We start from the raw sequence: 25,371 nt of genomic DNA on the forward strand, positions 1-25,371 counted from the left end.
CGATTTGCAGTGCATCCGGCTTGTGTGGCGAGCGAGCTCACCACACAAGAACTTGCGCCGACTGGGGTCAGTGGTTGACGGTGTAAGCCAACATCATCGACAACTGACACATCGGCCGCCCACTCTCGGCATGCCACTGGTTGAACGCGCCCTGAACCGTCGCCAGATCCCGCAGGCTGGTCGGCGCCTTGTCGACGATCTTCTGCGCATTCAATGCAGCCACTACGTCATCACTCGGCACAAACGTATCCTTGCCCACCATCCGCAAGAATCGCGGCGCCGACAGGCCGCCCAACTGATGGCCGTGCTTGCTCAGGTACTTCCAGAGCCCGACGATATCCGTCACCGGCCAGTCGGCGATAAACGCGCCGAAGCTGCCCTTCTCTTGCTCAATATCCAGAATCATCTGCGCATTGCGCGGCACGCTCTTGAGCTTGCCCAGGTGACGGATGATACGCGTGTCCTGCATCAGGCGTTCCAAGTGCTCGGCGCCCATCAGCACGACTTTTTCCGGATCGAAGCCGAAGAACACCTGCTCAAACGCCGGCCACTTGGCGTCCACTACGCTGTGCTTCAACCCGGCGCGAAACACCCGGAGCGCCAAGGTCGACAGGTAGCGATCATCGCTGATCTTGCGCAATTGGGCCGGGGTCTTGGGTACCGGCAGGTGGGCTTCCAGTTGAGCCGCTGAACCAAAGCGGTTCAGACAATATTCGTGCAGCCACTTGTAATCGCGCATGCCCTCTCCTGGGGATTGAAATGAAAACGGCGCCCTTGAGCGCCGTCTTTCAGAGCGTTGAACTGCTTCAGAGGTTCACTACGTTGACGAAGCGCGAAGCGGCCGTCTCGTCGATTTTCAGGCTGGTGAAGTCGAACAGGTTGCGGTCGGCCAACTGCGACGGCTGCACGTTCTGCAAGCTGCGGAAGATGCTTTCGGTGCGCCCCGGCGTCTTGCGCTCCCAGTCCACCAGCATCTCCTTGACCACCTGGCGCTGCAGGTTTTCCTGGGAGCCGCACAGGTTGCACGGGATGATCGGGAATTGCTTGAAGTCGGAGTAGGCCTGGATGTCTTTCTCGTTGCAATACGCCAGCGGACGGATTACCACGTTGCGTCCGTCATCGGAGCGCAGCTTGGGCGGCATGGCCTTGAGAGAGCCGTTGAAGAACATGTTGAGGAAGAAGGTTTCGACGATGTCGTCGCGATGGTGACCCAATGCCATCTTGGTCGCACCGATTTCATCGGCAAAGGTGTAGAGCGTGCCACGGCGCAGGCGCGAGCACAGCGAGCAGGTGGTCTTGCCTTCCGGGATCAACTCCTTGACCACCGAATAGGTGTCTTTCTCGACGATGTGGTACTCGACGCCCAGCGCTTTCAGGTAAGCCGGCAGCACGTGCTCGGGAAACCCCGGTTGTTTCTGGTCCATGTTGACGGCAACGATGTCGAACTTGATCGGCGCGACCTTTTGCAGGTGCAGCAGCACATCGAGCAGGGTGTAACTGTCTTTGCCGCCGGAGAGGCAGACCATGACCTTGTCGCCATCCTCGATCATGTTGAAATCGGCGACTGCTTCACCCGCCAGGCGACGCAGGCGTTTTTGCAGTTTGTTCTGGTTGACCGTAAGAGTGCCCATGGCGATTGGATCCGCTGGAGGTGTGTGACGAAAAGCCGGGTATCTTACCGATGTCGAGTCCACACATTCAACGTGGCCCCGCATTCCAATCTGCGATTAGGCCCACTGTTTACAGTGCGATTTGCTCTAAAGGCCCTACAGTTATTCCGGTCATCCCTTCCTATACTGCGACGTGAGGTCGCACATCTATATCCAGACCTTTCAGGCCAATTGGCCCGTGGGCGCTCCGATGGGGGGCGATGGTAACAACGACAGGAGTGACTGGCATGATCCATCACGTCGTGGGGCTGTTTACCCATCCCGACCAGGAATGGCGGGAAATCCGTGGCGATAAAGAAGAAAGCATCGGCCACATGTACCTCACTCACACCCTGATTCTCGCGGCAATTCCCGCAATATCAGCGTTTATCGGCACCACCCAGGTGGGCTGGGTCATCGGCAATCGCGCGCCGGTGATGCTGACCCAGGAAAGTGCGTTGTGGATGACCATCATGTCATACGCAGCCATGCTTGGCGGCGTCGCGGTGATGGGCGCGTTCATTCATTGGATGGCCCGTACCTACGACGCCAACCCCAGCATGGCCCGCTGCGTGGCCTTTGCGACCTACACCGCGACGCCGCTGTTTATCGGCGGGCTGGCGGCGCTCTACCCGCACATGTGGCTGGGTATGGTCGTGGGCACAGCGGCGATCTGCTACACGGTGTACCTGTTGTATGTGGGGCTGCCGACGTTCATGAACATCGATCCGGACGAGGGCTTCCTGTTTTCCAGCTCGGTACTGGCCGTAGGCCTGGTGGTGCTGGTGGCGATCATGGCGTTTACGGTGATCGTCTGGGGCCTGGGCGTAGGGCCGATCTATACCAACTGAACTGCTGAAACCGTAGGCAAGGCCACCGCAAGGTGGCTTTGTGCGTTATGCATGACCATTCGGCGCCTGACAGATTCGGAAACACTCAGCTTTGCGGCATACTGGGCATCTCTGGAGATATGTACAGCATGCCCGAGCAACTCAATACCCGCGTCGAAGATTGTTTCCTGCAAGCCGAATCCTTTTTCAAACGAAGCTTCAAACGCCCCCAGGTCAGCCTCAAGCTGCGGGGCCAGAAAGCCGGTGTCGCGCATTTGCACGAGAACCTGCTGCGCTTTAACCCACAGTTGTACCGAGAAAACAGCCAGCACTTCCTCAAGCAGACCGTGGCCCATGAGGTGGCGCACCTGATCGCCCACCAATTGTTTGGTGAACGCATCCAGCCCCATGGCGAGGAATGGCAGTTGATCATGCGCGGGGTCTACGAACTGCCGCCGGACCGTTGCCATACCTATGCCGTGCAGCGGCGCCAGGTGACCCGCTATATCTACCGCTGCCCATGTGCCGACAGCGACTTTCCGTTTTCGTCGCAGCGCCATGGCATGGTGGCTCAGGGGCGGCGGTATCTGTGTCGGCGCTGTCGGCAGGCATTGGTGTTTACCGGCGAAACCCGGGTGGAATAAAGGCCTCATCGGGAGCAACCCCCCTCCCACATTTTGATCGTATTCACAGGCCTGAATGTGGGAGGAGGCTTGCTCCCGATAGCGTCCGCCCAGCCACTACATAATCACCTTGGAGCTGCGCAGCTCGCTGATGCGCGGCGGGCTCAAGCCCAGCTCCGCCAACACTTCATCACTGTGCGCGCCCACGGCGACGCCAATGTGCCGGGGCGCTGGCAACCCGTCCGAAAACTTTAACGGGCAGGCAATCTGCGCCTGGCTCGAGCCATCGCCCCTGGGCACCTGGCTGACCAGCGCCCGCGCCTTTAACTGCGGATGGGCCACGGCTTCGCTGAGCGTCAGCACAGGTTCAACGCAGGCATCCACCCCGGCAAACAGCTCGCACAATTCCTCGAAACTGCGCTTCTCGAACTCCACCTGCAAGGCCTTCTTAAGCGCCGGCTGCCGCTCTGGCTTCAAGCCCTGCGCGGCCAGCTCCGGGCGCCCCAACGCTTCACACAATTGCTGCATAAACGCCGGCTCCAGGCTGCCCACCGACATCCAGCGCCCATCGCGCGAGCGGTAGTAATCATAGAAACTCCCGCCATTGAGCACATGGCCTTCCCATTCCGGCTCCGCACCACAGGCGAGATAACCCGCCCCAGCCATGGCATTCAAGCTGAACGAGCAATCGGTCATGCTTACATCCAGGTATTGCCCGACGCCACTTTGCTGGCGGGCGATAACGGCCGCCAGCAACCCCACCACCGCATGCAGCGAACCCCCGCCCACGTCCGCCAACTGCACACCCAACGGCAGCGGCCCGCTGTCCTGGCGCCCGGTATAGCTGGCCACGCCTGCCAGTGCCAGGTAGTTGATATCGTGGCCGGCGCGATCCTTATACGGGCCGGTCTGGCCATAACCGGTGATCGACACATAAATCAGCCGGGGATTAATCGCCTTCAAGGCCTCATACCCCAGGCCCAGGCGTTCCATCACGCCGGGGCGAAACTGTTCGAGCACGATGTCGTAGTCTTTGACCAGCGCCCGCACAATCTCCAAGGCCTCGACCTGCTTGAGGTCCAGCGCCAGGCTGCGTTTATTGCGATTGAGGTAGGCATGGCTCGCCGAGGTGCCCTGATCATGGGGCGGCAAGACCCGCAGCATGTCCAGGCGCGTGGGCGATTCGATACGCAGCACTTCGGCGCCCATGTCCGCCAGCATCAACGAAGCAAACGGGCCGGGCAGCAAGGTGGAAAAATCCAGCACTTTGAGGGACGCCAAGGGACCTGACATGGGGACTCCACTTTCGGTTCGAATGCCCACAGACTAGGCAGCCTTGCGCCTACCGGCAATCGTCAGAACGATCACCGACAGTGACCGTTTTGATCACGGCGGGCTTTTTCGCGACGGCGGCTTTATCATTGGCCTACGTTTGCTTGCCGAGTGTTCCATGAAGTTCGCGATTGCCCTGTATTCCGCCGCCCACGCGCCCTCTTCGCGCCGCGCCTTGCTCTTCGCCCAGGCGGCGTTGGCCGGTGGGCATGAGATTGTGCGGTTGTTTTTTTATCAGGATGGCGTTTACAGCGCGTCCAACAACCTCGTAGCGCCCCAAGATGAGCAGGACATTGCCCGCCAATGGCGTGAGTTTGTCAGCACTCATCAGCTCGACGGCGTGGTATGCATCGCCGCCGCCCTGCGTCGTGGCGTGCTCAACAGCGAAGAGGCCACGCGCTATCAACGCAGCGCAGTGAACCTGGATGCACCGTGGACGCTTTCAGGCCTGGGGCAATTGCATGATGCAATCCAGGATGCCGACCGCCTGATCTGTTTTGGAGGGCCGTGAAATGTCCAAATCCTTATTGCTGATCAGCCGTCAGGCGCCGTGGTCCGGGCCGAGCGCACGGGAAGCGCTGGATATCGTGCTGGCGGGTGGCGCCTTTGATCTGCCCATCGGCTTGCTGTTCATGGATGACGGCGTGTTCCAGCTCGCGCCGCACCAGAACGCCAAGGCCGTGCAACAAAAGGACCTCAGTGCCAACCTGCAGGCATTGGAGCTGTTCGGCATCGACGACGTGTTTGTCTGCCGCCACAGCATGGCCGTGCGTGGCTTGACGCCGCCAACCGAAGCGCAACCGTTGAGCAACGACGCTATTTCCCAATTGATTGACCGTTACGACCAGGTAATTACCCTCTGATGTCGACTTTACACGTGGTGTCTCACTCCCCGTTTACCGATAGCCGCCTCGACAGCTGCCTGCGTATCTGCGGCGCCGAGGACGCGATCCTGCTGTGCGGCGACGGCGCCTACGGCCTGCACGCCCCAGCCCTGCAAACCAAGGGCGTGAAGGTCTTTGTGCTGGCCGAAGACATGCAGGCGCGCAACCTGCCATTACCGGACTGGGCCGACAGCGTGGACTATCCCGGTTTCGTGCAACTGTCGATCGACTACGACAAGGTCAACACCTGGCTATGAACACCCTGACCGTGGGCGAGCGCCGCCTCGAACTGGACAAGGACGGCTACCTCGTCGACCTGAACGACTGGTCCACCGAGGTGGCCAACGCCCTGGCCACCGCCGAAAACCTGGTATTGACTGCGGCGCACTGGGAAATCCTCGAACTGTTGCGCGGCTTTTACGCCGAATTCCAGCTGTCCCCAGCCACGCGCCCGCTGATCAAGTACACCGCCTTGAAGCTAGGCCCGGACAAAGGCAACAGCCTGCACCTCAACCAATTGTTCAACGGCACTCCCGCCAAACTCGCCGCCAAACTGGCGGGCCTGCCCCGGCCGACGAATTGCTTATGACCGACTTCTCCCCACTGACCCTGCAAACTCCTGCCGAGCACCCGTTTGCGCAATTCGTACGCATCCTGGGCAAAGGCAAGCGCGGCGCGCGTAACCTCACCCGCGAAGAAGCCCGCGAAGCCATGGGCATGTTGCTCGACGAAAAAGTCGAAGACACCCAACTGGGCGCCTTCCTGATGCTGCTTCGGCACAAGGAAGAAAGCCCGGAAGAACTCGCCGGTTTCACAGAAGCCGTGCGCGAGCGCCTGGATGCCCCCACACTGAATGTCGACGTCGACTGGCCCACCTATGCCGGCAAGAAACGCCACCTGCCGTGGTTCCTGCTGGCAGCCAAATGCCTGGCGCAGAACGGTGTGCGCATCCTGATACACGGCGGCGGCGCCCATACGGCGGGCCGGCTGTACACCGAGCAGCTGCTGGATACCCTGCACATTCCCCTGTGCCGAAACTGGCAACAGGTCGGTACGGCGTTTGAGCACGCAAACCTCGCATTTATCCCGCTGGGCGACTGGGCACCACAACTGCAACGCATGATCGATTTGCGCAACACCCTGGGCCTGCGCTCGCCGATCCACTCGCTGGCGCGGCTGCTCAACCCGTTGAATGCCCGTTGCGGCTTGCAAAGCATCTTTCATCCGGGCTACCAGGGCGTCCACCGCGATGCCAGCGGGCTGCTCGGGGATAACGTGATTGTGGTGAAAGGCGACGGTGGCGAGATAGAGATCAACCCCGACACTATCAGCCACCTGTACGGCACCACCGGCGGCGAGAGCTGGGATGAAGAATGGCCCGCCCTCTCCGCCCAGCGCCACGTCAAGCCGGCAACGCTGGAGCCTGAGCACTTGAAGGCCGTATGGCGCGGCGATGCAGAGGACAGCTACCCGCAGCTGGCGCTGATCGCCACCATGGCCCTGGCCTTGCGCGGCCTTGGCCACCCGCGGGAGCAGGCGTTCGAACTGGCGCAGCAATATTGGGAAGCACGGGATAAATCGATTTAATCGATCATTCATCCGCAGTCTTTGCGCTTTTAGTTCGAACTCATCCCTTTAGACTGGGCTCCAACGCTTATTAGCCAAGGAGCCAGTCATGGGTTTGCTGATCGAAGGACACTGGAAAGACCAGTGGTACGAAAGTAGCGCAGACGGCGCTTTCCAACGGGAACAGGCACAGCGGCGCCACTGGGTGACCGCCGATGGCCAACCTGGCCCGAGCGGCGAAGGCGGCTTTAAGGCCGAGGCCGGTCGTTATCACCTCTATGTGTCCCTGGCCTGCCCATGGGCGCACCGCACGCTGATCCTGCGCAAGCTCAAGGGCCTCGAAAGCCTGATCGATGTGTCCGTAGTCAGCTGGCTGATGCTGGAAAACGGCTGGACCTTCGACAAGGCCCACGGCTCGACCGGCGATAAGCTGGATAATTTCGAATTTATGCACCAACGCTACACCGCCGACACAGCCGACTACACCGGCCGCGTGACCGTTCCGGTCTTGTGGGACAAGAAGCTCAAACGCATCGTCAGCAATGAATCGGCGGAGATCATCCGCATGTTCAACAGCGCCTTCAACGGACTGACTGGCAATACCCTGGATTTCTATCCCGACTCCCTACGTACAACTATCGATGAGCTGAACGAGCGGATCTACCCGGCCGTGAACAATGGCGTGTACCGCGCAGGTTTTGCCACCTCACAAAAAGCGTATGAAAGCGCGTTTGATGATGTGTTTGCTGAACTGGACCATCTGGAACAGCACTTGGGCGACCATCGCTACCTGGCCGGCGAGTACCTGACCGAAGCGGATGTGCGGTTGTTCACCACGTTGATTCGTTTTGATGCGGTGTATTACAGCCATTTCAAATGCAATCTGCGGCGGATTGCGGATTATCCGAATCTGTCGAATTGGCTGAGGGAGATGTTTCAGTGGCCGGGGGTGGCCGAGACGGTGGATTTTGAGCACATCAAGGGGCATTACTATGCCAGTCACCGCACGATCAACCCGACGGGGATTGTGCCAAAGGGGCCGTTGCAGAGGTTTGATGCTGGGCACGATCGCCAGCGGTTGAGTGGCGAAGGCGTCTGGCGCTGACTCAGGAAATGCGCTGTGTGTGATGGCCTCATCGGGAGCAAGCCCCCTTCCACATTTGGAACTGTGAACACAGTAAAAATGTGGGAGGGGACTTGCTCCCGATGTTTTTAAAAGGCTCAGACCTGAGACTGGGCGCCTTCAAACCACTTCAGCTTCTCACGCAACACTACCACCTCACCCACGATCACCAGCGTCGGCGCATGCACTTCATGCTCCGCCACCATCCGCGGCAAGTCCGCCAGCGTGCCGGTGAAAACGCGCTGGTTGGAGGTGGTGCCCTGCTGGATTAACGCCGCCGGGGTATCAGAAGCACGGCCATGCTTGATCAGTTGCTCGCAGATAATCGGCAAGCCAATCAAGCCCATGTAGAACACTAGGGTTTGCGACGGCCCCACGAGATCACTCCAAGGCAGGTCCGACGTCCCGTTCTTCAAATGCCCGGTGATAAAACGTACTGACTGCGCATAGTCACGGTGGGTCAGCGGAATACCCGCATAGGCCGCGCAGCCGCTGGCCGCCGTGATTCCTGGTACCACCTGGAACGGGATGCCATGGGCCGCCAGCTCTTCGATCTCCTCACCACCACGCCCGAAGATGAACGGATCGCCACCCTTGAGGCGCAACACGCGCTTGCCTTGCTTGGCCAGGTCCACCAGTTGCTGGTTGATCTGGTCCTGCGGCACGGCATGGTCTTCGCGACGTTTGCCGACATACACACGTTCGGCATCGCGGCGGCACAGGTCAAGAATTGCCGGGGCGACCAAGCGGTCATAGAGCACCACGTCCGCTTGCTGCATCAGACGCAGCGCGCGGAAGGTCAACAGGTCGGGATCGCCCGGGCCTGCGCCCACCAGGTAGACCTCACCCGGCGCATACGGCGGTGCGCCGTTGACCTTTTCAATCAGTAGACGCTCAGCCTCATCACCCTGCCCGGCCAACTGGCGGTCGGCAATCGGGCCCTGAAACACTTCTTCCCAGAACGCACGACGTTGCTGCACATCCGGATACAAGCCCTTGACCTGGGCACGAAAACGCGCCGCTAACCCTGCCAACTGGCCATAGGTGGACGGAATCCAGGTTTCCAGCTTGGCGCGGATCAAGCGTGCCAGCACCGGCGCATCGCCGCCGCTGGACACCGCAATCACCAAGGGAGAGCGGTCGACAATTGCCGGAAAGATCACACTGCACAAGGCCGGCGCGTCCACCACATTGACCGGTACACAGCGACGCTTGGCATCACTGGACACTTGCGCATTCAGTGGCTCGTCGTCGGTGGCGGCGATGATCAGGGTGCAACCGTCAAGGTCGGCCTCCTGATAACCGCGCACAATCAGTTCCCCGCCACTGCCCAGTACCAATTCACGCAACTGGTCTTCGATCTGGGGAGCAACCACCCGCAGCACCGCACCGGCGTCGGCCAGCAGCCGGGATTTGCGCAAAGCAATCTCCCCGCCACCAACGACCAACACACGGCTGCCGCGCAGGTTATGAAACAGCGGCAGAAATTCCATTTAGCCGATGACCTCAACGCCCGCCATGTAAGGCTTGAGCACTTCAGGTACGCGGATCGAACCGTCAGCCTGCTGGTAGTTTTCCAGCACGGCAACCAGGGTACGACCTACAGCCAGGCCCGAACCGTTGAGGGTGTGCACCAGTTCCGGCTTGCCGGTTTCCGGGTTACGGAAACGCGCCTGCATGCGACGGGCCTGGAAATCACCGCAGTTGGAGCACGATGAGATCTCGCGGTACTTGTCCTGGCTCGGCACCCACACTTCCAGATCGTAGGTCTTCACGGCGCTGAAACCCATGTCGCCGGTGCACAGAGCCAGCACTCGGTACGGCAGCTCCAGCAGCTGCAGCACGCGTTCGGCGTTGGCGGTCAGGCCTTCCAGGGCTTCCATGGAGGTCGACGGCTCAACCACTTGCACCATCTCGACCTTGTCGAACTGGTGCTGGCGGATCATGCCGCGGGTGTCACGACCCGATGCACCGGCTTCACTGCGGAAGCACGGGCTGTGGGCCACGAACTTGAGTGGAAGTTGCTTGGCATCGAGGATCTCGCCAGCAACGATATTGGTCAGCGACACTTCAGCAGTCGGGATCAGGTACAGATCGGCTTCACCATCGCGGCTGATCTTGAACAGGTCTTCTTCGAACTTCGGCAACTGACTGGTACCCATCAGCGCCGGACCTTGAACCAGGTACGGGGTGTAGGCCTCTTCGTAGCCGTGCTCGCCGGTGTGCAGGTTGATCATGAATTGCGCCAAGGCACGGTGCATGCGCGCAATCGGACCGCGCAGCAACGCAAAGCGCGCGCCGGACATCTTGGCGGCGGTTTCGAAATCCAGGCCACCGGTCAATTCGCCCAGGGCGACGTGGTCCTTGATCTCGAAATCAAAGGCTTTTGGCGTGCCCCAGCGGCGCACTTCGACGTTGCCGTCTTCGTCTTCGCCAACGGGCACAGACTCGTGCGGAATGTTGGGGATGCCCAGCAGGATCGAATCCAGCTCGGATTGGATCTTGTCCAGCTCGACCTTGCCGTCGGACAGCTCGGTGCCCATACGCTCGACGTCCGCCATCAGCGGCGCGATGTCTTCGCCGCGCTGCTTGGCCTGACCGATGGATTTGGAACGCGCATTACGCTCAGCCTGCAGTGCTTCGGTGCGGGTCTGGACGGTCTTGCGCTGTTCTTCCAGCGCTTCGATGCGCGCAACATCCAAGGCAAAGCCACGGGATGCCAGGCGGTCCGCTACGTCCTGAAGGTTGCTACGTAACAGTTTGGAATCGAGCATGTCGGTCTCTCGTTTATCAAAGTTTGGTCAAGGACAGGCCAGCCCAGGTGGCGAGCAGCCCGCCGAACACGCTGATGCCCAGGTACCCAAAGGCGACCAGGGCCTGCCCGCTTTCCAGCAAGCGCAGCGTATCCAGTGAAAAGGATGAAAAGGTCGTCAGACCGCCTACAAAGCCGACAATCAAGCCGGCACGAATTTCAATCGGTATTTCCGGGCGCAACAGGAACCAGCCGTACAGCAACCCAATGATCAAGCAGCCAACAAGGTTGACCGCGAGGGTTGCGGCATAAAAATGCTTAGGCCAGTTGGCGCTCACCCAAGTACCGGTGGCGAAACGCAATAATGTACCAGCGATGCCGGCTGCGGACACGGCAAGAATCGTCTTGAGCACTACTTTCTCCGCTGTTTGGGGCTGAGGCGATCGAGTTGGGCCAGGTGATTGAGTTTTTCACCGATTTTCAGCTCCAGGCCACGGGGCACCGGCTGGTAGAGCGGCAATGGCTCAAGCTCATCTGGGAAGTAGTCTTCGCCGGCGGCATAGGCGTCCGGCTCATCGTGGGCATAGCGGTATTCATCGCCGTAGCCCAATTGTTTCATCAATTTGGTCGGCGCATTGCGCAGGTGCAGCGGCACTTCAAGGGAGCCGTGCTCGGCGGCAGCACGTAGCGCCGCCTTGAAGCCCATGTACACCGCGTTGCTTTTCGGCGCGCAGGCCAAGTAAGTGATGGCCTGGGCCACCGCCAACTCACCTTCCGGGCTGCCGAGCCGCTCCTGCACGTCCCACGCCGCCAGGCACAGGCTCAAGGCGCGCGGGTCAGCGTTGCCGATGTCTTCGCTGGCCATGCGTACCACGCGGCGCGCCAGGTACAAGGGGTCGCAGCCGCCGTCGATCATCCGCGCAAACCAATACAGCGCGCCGTCAGGGTTGGAGCCGCGCACAGATTTGTGCAGCGCCGAAATCTGGTCGTAGAACGCTTCACCGCCCTTGTCGAACCGACGACGTGTGTCGCCAAGCAGGCTTTGCAACAGGTCGACGCCAATCTCGCTGCCATCCTCGGCCAGGTCCGACGCATTCTCCAGCAGGTTGAGAAAACGGCGACCGTCGCCATCGGCAGCGGTGAGCAGGATCTTGAAGCCTTCTTCGCTGACACTCAGTTGGCGCTTGCCCAGGCCCTTGTCTTCACTCAACGCGCGGTGCAGCAGCTTTTGCATCGCCGCTTCATCGAGGCTCTTGAGCACATACACTCGCGCCCGCGACAGCAAGGCGTTATTCAATTCGAAGGACGGGTTTTCGGTAGTAGCGCCGATAAAGATCAGCGTGCCATCTTCGACATAAGGCAGGAACGCATCCTGCTGCGACTTGTTGAAGCGATGCACTTCGTCGACAAACAGGATGGTGCGCTTACCGTATTGCCCAGCCTGCTGCTTGGCCACTTCCACCGCCTGGCGGATTTCCTTGACCCCAGCCAGCACCGCGGAAACCGTTTCGAAGTGCGCATCCGAGACTTTCGCCAGCAGCCGCGCCAGAGTGGTTTTACCCACCCCCGGCGGGCCCCAGAAAATCATCGAATGCAGCGCGCCCTGCTCCAGGGCTTCGCGCAAAGGCTTGCCGCGAGCGAGCAGGTGTTCCTGACCGACGTACTCATCCAGGTTGGTCGAACGCAAACGCGCGGCCAGGGGTTGGGCAATCGGGTCACTTCGAAACAGATCCATGGGCAGCGTTTGAAACCTCTGGTTTATTCCTGAATCACGTCGGCACCCTTAGGGATGTCGAACTTGAACTTGGAAGCAGGCACCGGCTCGTTGGCCTTGACCCCGGAGAACAGGATATCGGTGCGTTGGCCGACGCTGTCGATCAGGCGCATGTTATTGATCACGCCGTTACCGAAAGACAGGTGCAGGCTGTCAAACAGCGTGTCCTTGGACTTCGGCTTGAGGGTGAATTCGATCACGTTGCTGGTTTGCTTGGAGGTGATGTCGAAGCTGTCGTTAATCTTCGACACATCACCCGACAGCAACAGCGCAGGCGTCTGATTCAGGCGCGGGTCGAGCTTCTTGATAGTTGCCTGTTCCAGATCCGGGTCCCACAACGTGACCTTCTGGCCGTCGGAAACGATGGTCTGCTCGGCCTTGCCTTCAGTGTGCCAGTAGAACAGCCCCGGACGCTGCACAGCCATTTCGCCTGCCGTTTCCTGCAAACGGGTACCGCCGGCATCCAGGGTCAGTTGGGAGAAGCGCGCCGTCAGGGTCTTGGATTTGTCCAGCAGGTTGGTCAGGCTGGCGACAGAGGCCGGGTCAGCGTGAGCCGAAACAGCAGTCAGGGCCAGTGCCGGCAACAACAGCATGCGGATAAAGCGCATGGGAGTCCTCATTGAGTCGTAAGGGCGCGCCGCGTGCTGCCACGCGGCGCGGGATCAGTCGCGCATCTGCCCAGGGGCAATGACTTCACGCGAGCCGTTGGTGTTCATTGCGGTGACTACGCCGGCGTTTTCCATCGCTTCGATCATGCGGGCGGCGCGGTTGTAGCCGATTTTCAGCTTGCGCTGAACTGCAGAAATCGACGCGCGACGGCTTTCCAGCACAAACGCCACGGCTTCGTCGTACAGGGCGTCGGTCTCGGCATCGTCGTCGCCACCGCTGCTGCCACCGTCGAAACCGCTGCCAGCTTCTTCGACGCCGGCGAGGATGTCGTCGTTGTATTCGGGTGCGCCGCGCAGCTTCCAGGCTTCCACCACGCGGTGCACTTCATCATCGGAAACAAAGGCACCGTGTACGCGAATCGGCAGGCTGGTGCCCGGTGGCATGTAGAGCATGTCGCCGTGACCCAACAGTTGCTCGGCGCCACCCTGGTCGATAATGGTCCGCGAGTCGATCTTGCTCGATACCTGGAACGCCATGCGCGTCGGGATGTTGGCCTTGATCAGACCGGTGATCACGTCCACCGACGGACGCTGGGTGGCGAGGATCAAGTGAATACCTGCTGCCCGCGCTTTCTGGGCGATACGCGCGATCAGCTCTTCAACCTTCTTGCCGACGATCATCATCATGTCGGCGAACTCGTCGACCACCACCACGATGGTCGGCAGCTTGCTCAGCAGCGGCGCTTCGTCGTGAATGCTTTCGCGTTTGTACAGCGGGTCGGTCAGCGGTGTGCCGGCGTCCTGGGCTTCCTTGACCTTGGCGTTGAAGCCAGACAGGTTACGTACACCCATCTTCGCCATCAGCTTGTAGCGGCGCTCCATCTCGGCAACGCTCCAGCGCAGGGCGTTGGCGGCGTCCTTCATGTCGGTTACCACTGGGCACAGCAGATGTGGAATGCCTTCGTAGATCGACAGTTCAAGCATCTTCGGGTCGATCATGATCAGCTTGGCGTCTTCCGGGCCGGACTTGAACAGGATCGATAGGATCATCGCGTTCACGCCCACCGACTTACCGGAACCGGTGGTACCGGCGACCAGCAGGTGAGGCATTTTTGCCAGGTCAGTGATAACCGGCTTACCGCCGATATCATGGCCCAGCGCCAGGGTGACCGGCGATTTGAAGTTGTCGTATTCCGGCGTCGACAGTACTTCGGAGAAGCGCACGATCTGGCGGTCTTCGTTGGGAATCTCGATACCCACGGTGGTCTTGCCGGGGATCACTTCCACCACACGCACGCTTGTCACGGCCAGGGAACGGGCCAAGTCTTTGGCCAAGTTGGAGATGCGGCTGACTTTCACACCAGCGGCCGGCTGAATTTCGTAACGGGTAATCACCGGGCCAGGGTGGATCGAGTCCACCGACACTTCGACGCCGAATTCCTTGAGCTTGATTTCCAGCAAGTGGCCGACAGCCGCCAGTGATTCGGGGGAATAGTTGAGCTGTTTCTTTTCAGCCGGGTCGAGAATCGAGATCGGCGGCAAGGTGCCTTCGACAGCGCTATCGACAAACAACGGCGCCTGTTTCTCTTTCTGCACGCGATGGCTTGGCTCGGGGGCCTTGGGCGGCGCAGGTGCAATCACAGGCGGCACCTGCTTCTCGCGGTCGGACATGTGCTTGCTCAGGGCCTGTTCGCGCTCGATCAGGCGCTCCTTGACCTTGGCCTGTTCGCGGCGATCCGGTGTGCTTGGGGCTACGACTTCGTTGACGCGAGTATCCACCTCACGCAACTGAGCCACCATGCGTTTGCGGTCAACACGAGCGGACCACCAACGGTTGGCGGCGCCCTGGAATAATTCGAGCAGGTCGAGGGTGATCTTGCCTGTCACGTCCATCACCTTGAACCACGAGAGGTCGGTGAACACCGTGAGGCCGAACAGGAAAAGCGCAATGAACATCAGAGTGCTGCCCTGGATATTCAGGGTCTTGCGCGCCAGGTCGCCGAGGCTTTCGCCCAAGGCCCCGCCCGCGCCCGCCGGCAAACCGGTGGGCGCATGGAAATGAATATGGGCCAGCGCCGCGCCGGAGAGCACCAGGAACACCAGACCGATCAGGCGCCAGGAGAACAGCCAGCCGCTCCACTGCCACGGCTCGTGACGCTGACGGAAGATCTGCCAGGTCTTGATCGCCAGCAGCAGCGGGAAGATGTAAGCAAAGTAACCCAGCACCATGAAGAGGATATCGGCGCTGTAGGAACCCACCGGACCGCCGAAGTTTTGCACATCGTCTATCTTGCTGTTGTGGCTCCAGCCCGGATCGTCCTTGCCGTAGGTGAGCAAGGCCATCATCAGGAACAAGCACAGCGCGCCGATAGCGATCAGCGCGCCTTCCTTGAGTCGATAATGCAGGTGCTGGCGCCAAGCCGGCACGACTGCTGCTTTAGGTGTTGCGGCGGATTTCTTCAAAACGGGTCTTTTCCTGCGCCTTTAGCGCGTCCATCTGTTGAATGACTGCAAATACTGCCCAATCCGAGCAGTTGAAAAATAAACGATCGTCGTTGAATCTACGTTTAACACTGGGCAATTGCTGAATGAAAGGACGATAACGCCACAATGGCCGCATTGTACGGGTTTGTACCCCCGATGCCACGCCACTTGGCTTTCTTCAGGCAGCATAGCCAATTGTGTGTCACGACATGTTCAATTTGAGCATGCATTGTCTTTGCTGACAAAGGCTTATGAACTGTTTTTACTAATCCAGACAAGCTTGGCAAATGGCCTGCATGGGCCGGCCCCGAATACGACCACACCCCCGGCATAGAGTTGCAGAAACACCCGCTCACGCTAATACGCATCAATGGCTGATTCAAGCTGGCCCGATGGCGCTGCGTCGACAATAATCAGCACTGCCGAGGCGGGTGTCATACCTGCCACTCCCCTCCCCTTCCATAAGCCTGGATGCCATGCTGACCTGGTTACAACGCAATACCCTGACCTTCCCACCGCTGGCCAAAGCTATGCGCGAACCCAATGGCCTGCTCGCCGCCGGCGGCGACCTGTCGGCCGAGCGACTAGTCCAAGCCTACCGGCATGGCTGCTTCCCATGGTTCTCGGAGGGTCAACCGATCCTCTGGTGGTCTCCGGACCCGCGCACGGTGATCTTCCCTGACGAGCTGCACGTATCCCGCAGCCTGAGCAAGCTGTTACGCCAGCAGCGCTACAGCGTGACATTCGACCAGGACTTCGCAGCAGTCATCCAAGCCTGCGCCGCACCGCGCGCCTATGCCGATGGCACCTGGATCACCGAAGGCATTCAGAGCGCCTACCTGGAGTTGCACAAACGCGGCCATGCACACTCGGTAGAAGTATGGGACGAAGGGGTGCTGGTGGGAGGCCTGTATGGCCTAGCGATGGGCCAACTGTTTTTTGGCGAATCCATGTTCAGCCGCGCCGACAATGCCTCAAAATTCGGCTTCGCCACACTGACACGACAATTACAGGCCTGGGGCTTTGTGCTGATCGACTGCCAGATGCCCAACGATCACTTGCACAGCTTGGGTGCCCGCGCCATTCCTCGCACTGAGTTCGCCGGTTTTCTACGCGACCACTTGGACCAGCCCAACACCGGACCATGGGTTTCTTAGGCGACATCCGCGCACCTGGCTTACACTTATTTCAAAGCTTATCCCGAGGGTTGATCATGACCGAGTTGGCGCGTTTGAAGTTTTATGCCACTCAAGCCCACTCTTGCAGCTATCTGCCAGACGAGCAGGCCACCACGTTGTTCCTCGACCCCAGCCAACCGATGGACGTGCACGTGTATGCCGATCTTTCGGAAATGGGCTTTCGACGCAGTGGCGACCACCTTTACCGACCCCATTGTCAGAACTGCAATGCCTGCGTACCGGCACGCCTGCCCGTGGCGCAATTTCTGCCGGATCGTAACCAGAAGCGCATCCTCAAGCGCAACGCCGACCTGACGGTGACATCGTGCAAGCCTCGATTTACCGAAGAATATTTCGACCTTTACCAGCGCTATATTGAGCAACGCCACGCCGACGGCGATATGTTCCCCCCGAGCCGCGACCAGTTCTCCACGTTTCTAGTGCGTGACCTACCCTTTTCACGCTTCTATGAGTTTCGAGCGGACGGTCGCCTGCTGGCCGTCGCCGTGACCGACTTGCTGCCTAATGGCCTGTCGGCGGTATACACGTTCTATGAACCTGCCGAAGAGCGCCGCAGCCTCGGGCGCTTTGCAATCCTCTGGCAAATCGGCGAAGCACTGCGCCTGGAACTGGAGGCCGTTTACCTCGGATACTGGATCAAGAACTGCAAAAAGATGAGCTACAAGACCCAATATCGCCCCATAGAACTGCTAATTAATCAAAGATGGGTCACGCTTAACTAGAACCCCTTGGCTTAAACACCCTTTTTCGGGCACAATGCACGCCGCTTTTGCCTGGCGCAGTTGCACCGGGCCATTCACTGGATACCGAGGGCTTTACTGCATGTCGAAAGAAGACAGCTTCGAAATGGAAGGCACTGTCGTCGACACCCTGCCCAACACCATGTTTCGTGTGGAGTTGGAAAATGGGCACGTCGTAACCGCGCATATCTCCGGCAAGATGCGCAAGAACTACATTCGTATTCTTACCGGTGACAAAGTGCGCGTCGAGCTGACGCCCTATGACTTGAGCAAAGGGCGCATCACTTACCGCGCTCGCTAAGCAAGTCAATACAAAACGCCCGGTTATGCCGGGCGTTTTTGTGTGCATGGGATTTTCAAACACCGATGATTCCTGTGGGAGGGGACTTGCCCCCTCCCACACTGGATCTTCATTGTTCTGAGAACTGCATTTCAAGACAGCAAAAAGGCGCCTTTCGGCGCCTTTTGCATTACTGCAGAACGATCAGGCCATTTCAGCCGTGGTTTCGAACTCGAAGGTCAGCTCGCCATCCTTCAGATCGATATGCACCACGCCACCATGGTCGGAGAGTTCGCCGAACAGAATCTCTTCGGCCAATGGCCGCTTGATCTTGTCCTGGATCAGACGCGCCATTGGGCGGGCGCCCATTGCGGCATCGTAGCCACCCTCGGCGATCCAACTGCGCGCCGCTTCCGTGACATCCAGCTGCACGCGCTTGTCTTCCAACTGCGCTTGAAGCTCGGTGAGGAACTTGTCCACCACACTCTTGATAACCTCGTGGCTGAGGCGACCAAACTGGATAATGGTGTCCAACCGGTTGCGGAACTCCGGCGTGAAGCTCTTCTTGATCACTTCCATCGCATCAGAGGAGTGATCCTGATGGGTAAAGCCGATCGAAGCCCGCGCGGCTGTTTCGGCACCGGCGTTGGTGGTCATTATCACGATCACGTTGCGGAAGTCCGCCTTGCGTCCGTTGTTGTCGGTCAGGGTCCCGTGATCCATGACCTGCAGCAGCAGGTTGAAGACTTCCGGGTGAGCCTTCTCGATTTCATCGAGCAGCAATACGCAATGGGGCTGCTTAGTGATCGCTTCGGTCAACAAACCGCCCTGATCAAAGCCTACATACCCAGGAGGCGCACCGATCAAGCGCGACACGGTATGACGCTCCATGTACTCGGACATGTCGAACCGCACAAGCTCGATCCCCATGGCCTTGGCCAACTGCCGCGCCGCTTCGGTTTTGCCGACACCGGTCGGGCCAGCAAACAGGAACGAGCCGACCGGTTTGTCCGGCGACTTGAGGCCCGCACGCGACAATTTGATCGCAGTGGACAGCGCGTCGATGGCTGCATCCTGGCCGAACACAGTGAGCTTGAGATCGCGCTCCAAGTTACGCAGCAGCTCTTTGTCGGAGCTGTTGACGTGCTTTGGTGGAATTCGCGCGATCTTCGCCACGATGTCCTCGACCTGAGGCACGTCGATGCGTTTCACACGCTTCTCGATCGGTTGCAGGCGCTGATAAGCCCCCGCCTCGTCGATCACGTCGATAGCTTTATCCGGCATATGCCGATCATTGATGTAACGCGACGCCAGCTCTGCAGCTGCACGCAGCGCCTCATCGGTGTACTCGATGCCATGGTGCGCTTCAAAACGCCCCTTGAGCCCGCGCAGGATGCTGATGGTGTCTTCAACCGAAGGCTCGGACACGTCGACCTTCTGGAAGCGACGCGCCAGCGCACGGTCTTTCTCGAAGATGCCACGGAATTCCTGGAAGGTGGTCGAACCAATGCAGCGGATATCACCCGACGACAGCAACGGCTTGAGCAGATTGGACGCATCCATCACCCCGCCAGACGCCGCGCCAGCACCAATGATGGTGTGGATTTCGTCGATGAACAGGATCGCCTGCGGGCGTTTTTTCAACTCGCCGAGCAACGCCTTGAAGCGCTTCTCGAAATCGCCCCGGTACTTGGTCCCGGCGAGCAACGCGCCCAGATCAAGGGAGTAGACGACGCTGTTGGCCAGCAGGTCAGGCACCTGGTTATCCACGATACGCTTGGCCAAGCCTTCGGCGATTGCGGTTTTACCCACGCCCGCCTCACCCACCAGCAACGGATTGTTCTTGCGACGACGCGCGAGGATTTGCGCTACACGCTCAACCTCAAGCTCACGCCCCACCAGCGGATCGATCCGACCCTGGCGCGCCAGTTCGTTGAGATTGCTGGCATAGGCATCCAGCGGGTTGCTTGAAGAAGAAGACTCACCGCCCTCGTCGTCCTGCATATCCTGCTCACCCTCAGAATGATCGCCGTGCCCAGGCACCTTGGAGATACCGTGGGCGATATAGTTGACGACATCAATACGGGCAACGCTCTGCTGCTTGAGCAGGAACACTGCCTGGCTTTCCTGTTCGCTGAAGATCGCCACAAGCACGTTGGCGCCTGTGACTTCACGCTTACCGGAGCTCTGTACGTGGAAAACAGCACGCTGCAATACCCGCTGGAAGCCCAGGGTTGGCTGGGTCTCGCGGTCCTCGTCATGCACGGGGATCAGTGGCGTGGTGGAGTCGATAAACTCCTGCAGGTCATGCTTGAGTTTGTCGAGGTTGGCGCCGCACGCACGCAGAACGGTGGCGGCAGCTTCGTTATCCAAAAGTGCCAGCAAAAGGTGTTCGACTGTCATGAATTCATGACGCTTCGAACGAGCCTCCTTGAAGGCAAGATTGAGGGTGACTTCGAGCTCGCGGTTTAACATAGCTTCACCTCATACCCAAGTGGTCGGCGTTAACCGTCCTTCTCGATTTCACAGAGTAGCGGATGCTGGCTTTCCCTGGCGTACTGGTTGACCTGCATGGCCTTTGTCTCGGCGATGTCACGGGTAAACACTCCACATACTGCCCGTCCTTCTGTGTGAACGGCCAGCATTACCTTGGTCGCCAACTCTCGGTTCAGGTTAAAAAACACCTCGAGCACTTCGACCACGAAATCCATCGGTGTGTAGTCATCATTGAACAAAACCACCTTGTACATCGGCGGCGCCTGTAGAGCAGGCTTGGCCTCCTGAACAGCAATGCCTGCAGAACCGTCGTCATCGTGTTCGTGATCCGGTCGATCCTGATTGAATGTTAGTCGAATCTGGCTGATTGCATGCATGGAAAGAAAGGTTCGTCAGTGGTTCAAATACAGTGGTGGGGGCGACCTGTCAGAATTTCAACTCTCAACTGGCCGGTCGCCTTGACTATCGGCGAATCGGTGTTACAACCAATAGAACCCACAGTGGGTAAAAAAGGTCCGCGCAGTCAACCTTAATTTATTCGGGTTAGGACGGATAAACTGGATGATACTCCAGTGATGGAGTCTGGTGCAGAGGGAAATGGGTATGTCCGGCGTCAAGATCAATGGCAAGGTCAAGTGGTTCAACAACGCCAAAGGATATGGCTTTGTTAATGAGGAAGGGAAAAACGAGGACCTTTTTGCGCACTATTCAGCAATCCAAATGGATGGTTATAGAACGCTGAAAGCGGGCCAGCCCGTGAGTTTTGAAATCATTCAAGGCCCCAAGGGACTGCATGCCGTGAACATCGACGCAGTGAGCGCGCAAGCACCGGAAAAGACCACGGAGAAACACGCTCATAAAGAGAAGAAGCAACCGGCCTGAACCGCCGCCGAGCATGCAGTCTGCGGCAAGAAAAACGGCCATCCCACTCAAGTTGGGATGGCCGTTTTTCTTGCCGCGTGAGACGTTACATATGCGAGATCAGCGCATCACCGAAGCCCGACGACGACACCAGCGTGGCGCCCTCCATCAGGCGCTCGAAATCATAGGTCACGGTCTTGGCCGAAATGGCGCCATTGGTGCCCTTGATGATCAGATCGGCAGCTTCAATCCAACCCATATGACGCAGCATCATTTCCGCTGAAAGGATCAAAGACCCCGGATTGACCTGATCCTTGCCCGCATACTTGGGCGCCGTCCCGTGAGTCGCCTCGAACATTGCCACGGTGTCAGACAGGTTGGCACCCGGCGCAATGCCGATACCACCCACTTCCGCCGCCAACGCGTCGGACAGGTAGTCACCATTGAGGTTAAGGGTTGCAATCACGTCATATTCAGCCGGACGCAGCAGGATCTGCTGGAGCATGGCGTCGGCGATTGCATCCTTGACCACCACATTCCTGCCGGTGCGCGGGTTCTTGAACTGCATCCACGGCCCACCATCGAGCAGGGTCGCGCCGAACTCTTCGGCCGCCACTTCATAGGCCCATTCCTTGAAGGCCCCTTCGGTGAACTTCATGATGTTGCCTTTGTGCACGATGGTCAGCGATTCGCGGTCGTTATCCACCACATATTGCAAGGCCTTGCGCGCCAAGCGCTTAGTGCCCTCTTTGGACACCGGCTTGATGCCAATCCCGCAATCCTGGTCGAAGCGGATCTTGGTAACGCCCATTTCCTCCTTGAGGAACTTGATCACTTTAATAGCTTCCGGCGAGCTAGCTTTCCACTCGATCCCGGCGTAAATGTCTTCGGAGTTTTCGCGAAAGATGGTCATGTCCACGTCGCCGGGCTTCTTGACCGGACTCGGCACACCTTCGAACCAACGCACTGGGCGTAGGCACACATAAAGGTCGAGCTGCTGACGCAGAGCCACGTTCAGCGATCGAATACCACCACCGACCGGCGTGGTCAGCGGACCCTTGATGGACACCACGTAATCCTTGACGGCATCCAGGGTTTCCTGGGGCAGCCAGGTATCCTGATCGTAGACCTGAGTCGCCTTTTCGCCGGCGTACACCTCCATCCACGAGATCTTGCGCTTGCCGCCGTATGCCTTTTCAACAGCTGCGTCGACCACTTTGATCATCACCGGGCTGATGTCGACGCCAATACCGTCACCTTCGATATAAGGGATGATCGGTTGGTCAGGAACATTGAGAGAATGGTCTGCATTGACGGTGATTTTGTCGCCGACTGCCGGAACCTGAATCTTCTTGTATCCCATGCTGAACTCCATCTATGGATTAAACATCTGGCTGCGTTCGAGCCTACTCCAGATAAATGACGACCGAAACCTCACGCCATGTTCATTTGCATCGAAAACAGCATAATTTGTCGCCTACAAGCCTGAAAGCAAAGGGAAAAGCGCCAATCTTGAGCACATCATGCGACTTTAGGCGTACCCCGGCACCTGCGACCTTTAGACCAATGGACGACACACCTTTTGTATGAAGGCTCGGCGTAAGCATAGCGACCTATGTATAATGCCGCCGCTGACCCAAGAGTCACGACGGCTGACCGCTCTAGAATAGGTGCCTTCAGCTACAAAGCCGGACTATTACAATAGTCCACCCGCTTGACGCTCGACTGATGCAACCCAACATCACCGCGAAGAAACCTCGACATTTCGCTCATGGATGACTTTGAACGAACGCGCTCCACCCGGCGCATCTCGAGTTTCTGCGCACGCTTTCAGCAAAGAAGAGAGTTAATCCGAATATGCCCACCCGCTCGAAGATCATCTACACCTTCACCGACGAAGCCCCTGCCCTCGCCACCTATTCACTGCTGCCTATCGTAGAGGCCTTCACCGCTTCCGCTGATATTGCCGTGGAAACCCGCGATATTTCTCTCGCCGGGCGCATCCTCGCAAGCTTCCCCGAGCAACTGGGCAACAAGGCCATACCGGACCACCTCGCCGAACTGGGCGACCTGGCCGTTACCCCTGAAGCCAACATCATCAAGCTGCCTAACATCAGCGCCTCGACCCCGCAGCTGCAAGCGGCGATCAAGGAACTGCAGGCCCAGGGCTACGCCCTGCCGGACTACCCGGAAACCGTAACCACCGACGCGGAAAAAGAAACCCGTGCACGTTACGACAAGGTCAAGGGCAGCGCCGTGAACCCGGTACTGCGCGAAGGCAACTCCGACCGCCGCGCGCCGCTGTCGGTCAAGAACTACGCCCGCAAGCACCCGCACAAAATGGGCGCATGGGCTGCGGACTCCAAGTCCCACATCGCCCACATGAGCAATGGCGACTTCTACGGCAGCGAAAAAGCCGTACAGATCGAAGCCGCTGATGCTGTCAAAATTGAGCTGGTCGGCAAGGACGGCACCACCACCGTCCTGAAAGAAAAAACTACCGCTCAAGCTGGCGAGATCCTCGACAGCGCCGTACTGAGCAAAAACGCACTGCGCTCGTTCATCGCCGCTGAAATCGAAGACGCCAAGAAACAAGGCGTACTGCTGTCGGTTCACCTCAAAGCCACCATGATGAAAGTCTCCGACCCAATCATGTTCGGCCAGATCGTTGCCGAGTTCTATAAAGATGCCCTGGCCAAGCACGCCACGGTACTGGAGCAGATCGGCTTCAACCTGAACAACGGCATCGGTGACCTGTACGCTCGCATCAAGACTCTTCCGGCCGAGCAGCAAGCGCAGATCGAAGCTGACATCCAGGCGGTCTACGCCGCTCGCCCTTCCCTGGCGATGGTCAACTCCGACAAAGGCATCACCAACCTGCACGTGCCGAGCGACGTCATCGTCGACGCCTCGATGCCAGCCATGATCCGTGACTCCGGCAAGATGTGGGGCACCGACGGCCAGCTGCACGACACCAAGGCCGTGATCCCGGATCGCTGCTACGCCACTATCTACCAAGCGGTCATCGAAGACTGCAAGACCAATGGCGCTTTCGATCCAACCACCATGGGCAGCGTGCCAAACGTTGGCCTGATGGCGAAGAAAGCAGAAGAGTACGGCTCCCACGACAAGACTTTCCAGATCAAGGCTGACGGCGTAGTCCGTATCACCGACAGCAAGGGCAACCTGCTGATGGAACAGAACGTCGAAGCCGGCGATATCTTCCGCATGTGCCAGACCAAAGACGCGCCGATCCAGGATTGGGTCAAGCTTGCCGTCAACCGCGCGCGCGCCAGCAACACCCCTGCCATCTTCTGGCTGGACCCTAAGCGCGCTCACGACGGCGTCGTGGTCGAGAAAGTTCAGGCCTATCTGAAAGACCACAACACCGAAGGTCTGGACATCCGCATCATGTCGCCAGTCGACGCGATGAAGTTCACCCTGGAGCGCACCCGCAAGGGCCTGAACACCATCTCGGTGACCGGCAACGTACTGCGCGACTACCTGACCGACCTGTTCCCGATCATGGAACTGGGCACCAGCGCCAAGATGCTGTCGATCGTGCCGCTGATGAACGGCGGTGGCCTGTTCGAAACCGGCGCCGGCGGTTCGGCACCGAAGCACGTGCAACAGTTGCTGGAAGAAAACTTCCTGCGCTGGGACTCCCTGGGCGAATTCCTGGCCCTGGCCGCCTCCCTTGAGCATTTGGGTGTGACGTACAACAACCCGAAAGCCCTGGTACTGTCCAAGACCCTGGACCAGGCCACTGGCCAATTCCTCGACAACAACAAGTCGCCATCGCGCAAAGTCGGCAACATCGACAACCGCGGCAGCCACTTCTACCTGGCGCTGTACTGGGCTCAAGCCCTGGCCGCCCAGACCGAGGACACTGCACTGCAAGCGCAGTTCGGCGAACTGGCAAAAACCCTGGCCGAGAACGAAGCAACCATCGTTGCCGAACTCAACGCCGTACAGGGCAAGCCAGTGGACATCGGCGGCTACTACGCGCCGAACCCAGAGCTGACCAGCAAGGCCATGCGCCCAAGCAACACCCTCAACGCGGCAATTGCCAAGTTGAAGTAAGGTTGTAAGGATGCAAAGAAGCCCCGGCCCTGTGCCGGGGTTTCTGTTTCTACCGCTCAACGGAAGAAACCGGATCAAATGTGGGAG

At 59.0% G+C, this 25,371-nt stretch carries 25 protein-coding genes; 13 read left to right on the forward strand and 12 right to left on the reverse strand.

Annotated features, from left to right (window positions below):
* Positions 1–67 precede the first annotated feature (67 nt).
* Positions 68–739: a DNA-3-methyladenine glycosylase I gene (locus tag LRO94_RS17140; RefSeq protein WP_032889657.1), complete on the reverse strand. Its 672-nt coding sequence runs from the start codon at positions 737–739 to the stop codon at positions 68–70.
* 67 nt (positions 740–806) lie between these two features.
* Positions 807–1,631 (reverse strand): tRNA 2-thiocytidine(32) synthetase TtcA, encoded by an 825-nt coding sequence (gene ttcA, locus LRO94_RS17145; protein WP_122753670.1) that lies wholly within the window; start codon positions 1,629–1,631, stop codon positions 807–809.
* A 266-nt stretch (positions 1,632–1,897) separates the two neighbouring features.
* Here ttcA and LRO94_RS17150 point away from each other — a divergent pair, with 266 nt between their 5' ends.
* Positions 1,898–2,500, forward strand: coding sequence for a Yip1 family protein (locus LRO94_RS17150; RefSeq protein ID WP_032889661.1), 603 nt, complete (start codon positions 1,898–1,900; stop codon positions 2,498–2,500).
* A 128-nt stretch (positions 2,501–2,628) separates the two neighbouring features.
* On the forward strand, positions 2,629–3,123 hold the full coding sequence (locus LRO94_RS17155) for a SprT family zinc-dependent metalloprotease (RefSeq protein WP_179178801.1): 495 nt from the start codon (positions 2,629–2,631) through the stop codon (positions 3,121–3,123).
* 96 nt (positions 3,124–3,219) lie between these two features.
* Here LRO94_RS17155 and LRO94_RS17160 read toward each other — a convergent pair whose 3' ends face one another.
* Positions 3,220–4,395: a CaiB/BaiF CoA transferase family protein gene (locus LRO94_RS17160; RefSeq protein WP_179178800.1), complete on the reverse strand. Its 1,176-nt coding sequence runs from the start codon at positions 4,393–4,395 to the stop codon at positions 3,220–3,222.
* Between the two features lie 157 nt (positions 4,396–4,552).
* Between LRO94_RS17160 and tusD the strand changes: the two genes are divergently transcribed.
* The 6 genes from tusD to LRO94_RS17190 all read left to right on the forward strand — a co-directional run bounded on the left by tusD (position 4,553) and on the right by LRO94_RS17190 (position 7,989).
* Entirely contained in the window at positions 4,553–4,945 is a 393-nt protein-coding gene (gene tusD, locus LRO94_RS17165) for a sulfurtransferase complex subunit TusD (protein WP_032890039.1), read from the forward strand.
* A gap of 1 nt (position 4,946) precedes the next feature.
* Entirely contained in the window at positions 4,947–5,297 is a 351-nt protein-coding gene (tusC, locus tag LRO94_RS17170) for a sulfurtransferase complex subunit TusC (RefSeq protein WP_032889665.1), read from the forward strand.
* A complete protein-coding gene (tusB, locus tag LRO94_RS17175) occupies positions 5,297–5,575 on the forward strand; it encodes a sulfurtransferase complex subunit TusB (protein WP_032889666.1) in 279 nt (92 codons plus the stop codon). Before tusC ends, tusB begins: the two co-directional genes overlap by 1 nt.
* The gene (locus LRO94_RS17180; RefSeq protein WP_032889667.1) at positions 5,572–5,907 is read left to right on the forward strand and encodes a TusE/DsrC/DsvC family sulfur relay protein; all 336 of its coding nucleotides are present in this window, start codon (positions 5,572–5,574) and stop codon (positions 5,905–5,907) included. The genes tusB and LRO94_RS17180 overlap by 4 nt, the downstream gene beginning before the upstream one ends.
* Positions 5,904–6,905 carry a glycosyl transferase family protein gene (locus LRO94_RS17185; protein ID WP_032889668.1) on the forward strand — a complete coding sequence of 334 codons (1,002 nt, stop codon included), beginning with the start codon at positions 5,904–5,906 and terminating at the stop codon, positions 6,903–6,905. Before LRO94_RS17180 ends, LRO94_RS17185 begins: the two co-directional genes overlap by 4 nt.
* A gap of 88 nt (positions 6,906–6,993) precedes the next feature.
* Positions 6,994–7,989 (forward strand): glutathione S-transferase family protein, encoded by a 996-nt coding sequence (locus tag LRO94_RS17190; protein ID WP_179178799.1) that lies wholly within the window; start codon positions 6,994–6,996, stop codon positions 7,987–7,989.
* 116 nt (positions 7,990–8,105) lie between these two features.
* Here LRO94_RS17190 and cysG read toward each other — a convergent pair whose 3' ends face one another.
* From cysG to LRO94_RS17220, 6 genes are read right to left on the reverse strand one after another with little or no spacing between them, the layout of a single operon-like run.
* Positions 8,106–9,500, reverse strand: a complete 1,395-nt coding sequence (cysG, locus tag LRO94_RS17195) for a siroheme synthase CysG (RefSeq protein WP_179178798.1) — start codon at positions 9,498–9,500, stop codon at positions 8,106–8,108.
* Positions 9,501–10,781 carry a serine--tRNA ligase gene (gene serS, locus LRO94_RS17200; protein ID WP_032889671.1) on the reverse strand — a complete coding sequence of 427 codons (1,281 nt, stop codon included), beginning with the start codon at positions 10,779–10,781 and terminating at the stop codon, positions 9,501–9,503.
* Positions 10,782–10,797: 16 nt separating this feature from the next.
* A complete protein-coding gene (crcB, locus tag LRO94_RS17205) occupies positions 10,798–11,172 on the reverse strand; it encodes a fluoride efflux transporter CrcB (RefSeq protein ID WP_032889672.1) in 375 nt (124 codons plus the stop codon).
* Entirely contained in the window at positions 11,172–12,494 is a 1,323-nt protein-coding gene (locus LRO94_RS17210; protein ID WP_032889673.1) for a replication-associated recombination protein A, read from the reverse strand. The genes crcB and LRO94_RS17210 overlap by 1 nt, the downstream gene beginning before the upstream one ends.
* A 23-nt stretch (positions 12,495–12,517) precedes the next feature.
* A complete protein-coding gene (gene lolA / locus LRO94_RS17215) occupies positions 12,518–13,141 on the reverse strand; it encodes an outer membrane lipoprotein chaperone LolA (protein WP_032889674.1) in 624 nt (207 codons plus the stop codon).
* Positions 13,142–13,195: 54 nt separating this feature from the next.
* Positions 13,196–15,604 carry a DNA translocase FtsK gene (locus LRO94_RS17220; protein WP_032889675.1) on the reverse strand — a complete coding sequence of 803 codons (2,409 nt, stop codon included), beginning with the start codon at positions 15,602–15,604 and terminating at the stop codon, positions 13,196–13,198.
* Positions 15,605–16,101: 497 nt separating this feature from the next.
* Here LRO94_RS17220 and aat point away from each other — a divergent pair, with 497 nt between their 5' ends.
* The 3 genes from aat to infA all read left to right on the forward strand — a co-directional run bounded on the left by aat (position 16,102) and on the right by infA (position 17,865).
* Positions 16,102–16,782 carry a leucyl/phenylalanyl-tRNA--protein transferase gene (gene aat / locus LRO94_RS17225; protein ID WP_032889676.1) on the forward strand — a complete coding sequence of 227 codons (681 nt, stop codon included), beginning with the start codon at positions 16,102–16,104 and terminating at the stop codon, positions 16,780–16,782.
* Positions 16,783–16,838: 56 nt separating this feature from the next.
* The gene (locus tag LRO94_RS17230) at positions 16,839–17,546 is read left to right on the forward strand and encodes an arginyltransferase (RefSeq protein WP_032889677.1); all 708 of its coding nucleotides are present in this window, start codon (positions 16,839–16,841) and stop codon (positions 17,544–17,546) included.
* Between the two features lie 100 nt (positions 17,547–17,646).
* Positions 17,647–17,865: a translation initiation factor IF-1 gene (infA, locus tag LRO94_RS17235; protein WP_002553999.1), complete on the forward strand. Its 219-nt coding sequence runs from the start codon at positions 17,647–17,649 to the stop codon at positions 17,863–17,865.
* Between the two features lie 183 nt (positions 17,866–18,048).
* On the opposite strand, the gene clpA is transcribed toward infA, so the two are convergent.
* Together clpA and clpS are read right to left on the reverse strand one after the other, a co-directional pair.
* The gene (gene clpA / locus LRO94_RS17240) at positions 18,049–20,319 is read right to left on the reverse strand and encodes an ATP-dependent Clp protease ATP-binding subunit ClpA (RefSeq protein WP_032889678.1); all 2,271 of its coding nucleotides are present in this window, start codon (positions 20,317–20,319) and stop codon (positions 18,049–18,051) included.
* A 29-nt stretch (positions 20,320–20,348) separates the two neighbouring features.
* Positions 20,349–20,717: an ATP-dependent Clp protease adapter ClpS gene (gene clpS, locus LRO94_RS17245; RefSeq protein ID WP_010567912.1), complete on the reverse strand. Its 369-nt coding sequence runs from the start codon at positions 20,715–20,717 to the stop codon at positions 20,349–20,351.
* Between the two features lie 226 nt (positions 20,718–20,943).
* Between clpS and cspD the strand changes: the two genes are divergently transcribed.
* The gene (gene cspD / locus LRO94_RS17250) at positions 20,944–21,222 is read left to right on the forward strand and encodes a cold shock domain-containing protein CspD (protein WP_032889679.1); all 279 of its coding nucleotides are present in this window, start codon (positions 20,944–20,946) and stop codon (positions 21,220–21,222) included.
* An 85-nt stretch (positions 21,223–21,307) separates the two neighbouring features.
* Here the strand turns inward: cspD and icd are convergent, their stop codons facing one another.
* Entirely contained in the window at positions 21,308–22,564 is a 1,257-nt protein-coding gene (icd, locus tag LRO94_RS17255) for an NADP-dependent isocitrate dehydrogenase (RefSeq protein WP_179178797.1), read from the reverse strand.
* 494 nt (positions 22,565–23,058) lie between these two features.
* Here icd and LRO94_RS17260 point away from each other — a divergent pair, with 494 nt between their 5' ends.
* Positions 23,059–25,284 (forward strand): NADP-dependent isocitrate dehydrogenase, encoded by a 2,226-nt coding sequence (locus LRO94_RS17260; protein ID WP_032889680.1) that lies wholly within the window; start codon positions 23,059–23,061, stop codon positions 25,282–25,284.
* Positions 25,285–25,371: the final 87 nt, after the last annotated feature.

This window comes from Pseudomonas sivasensis (assembly GCF_021391435.1).
Taxonomy (GTDB): Bacteria; Pseudomonadota; Gammaproteobacteria; order Pseudomonadales; family Pseudomonadaceae; genus Aquipseudomonas; species Aquipseudomonas sivasensis.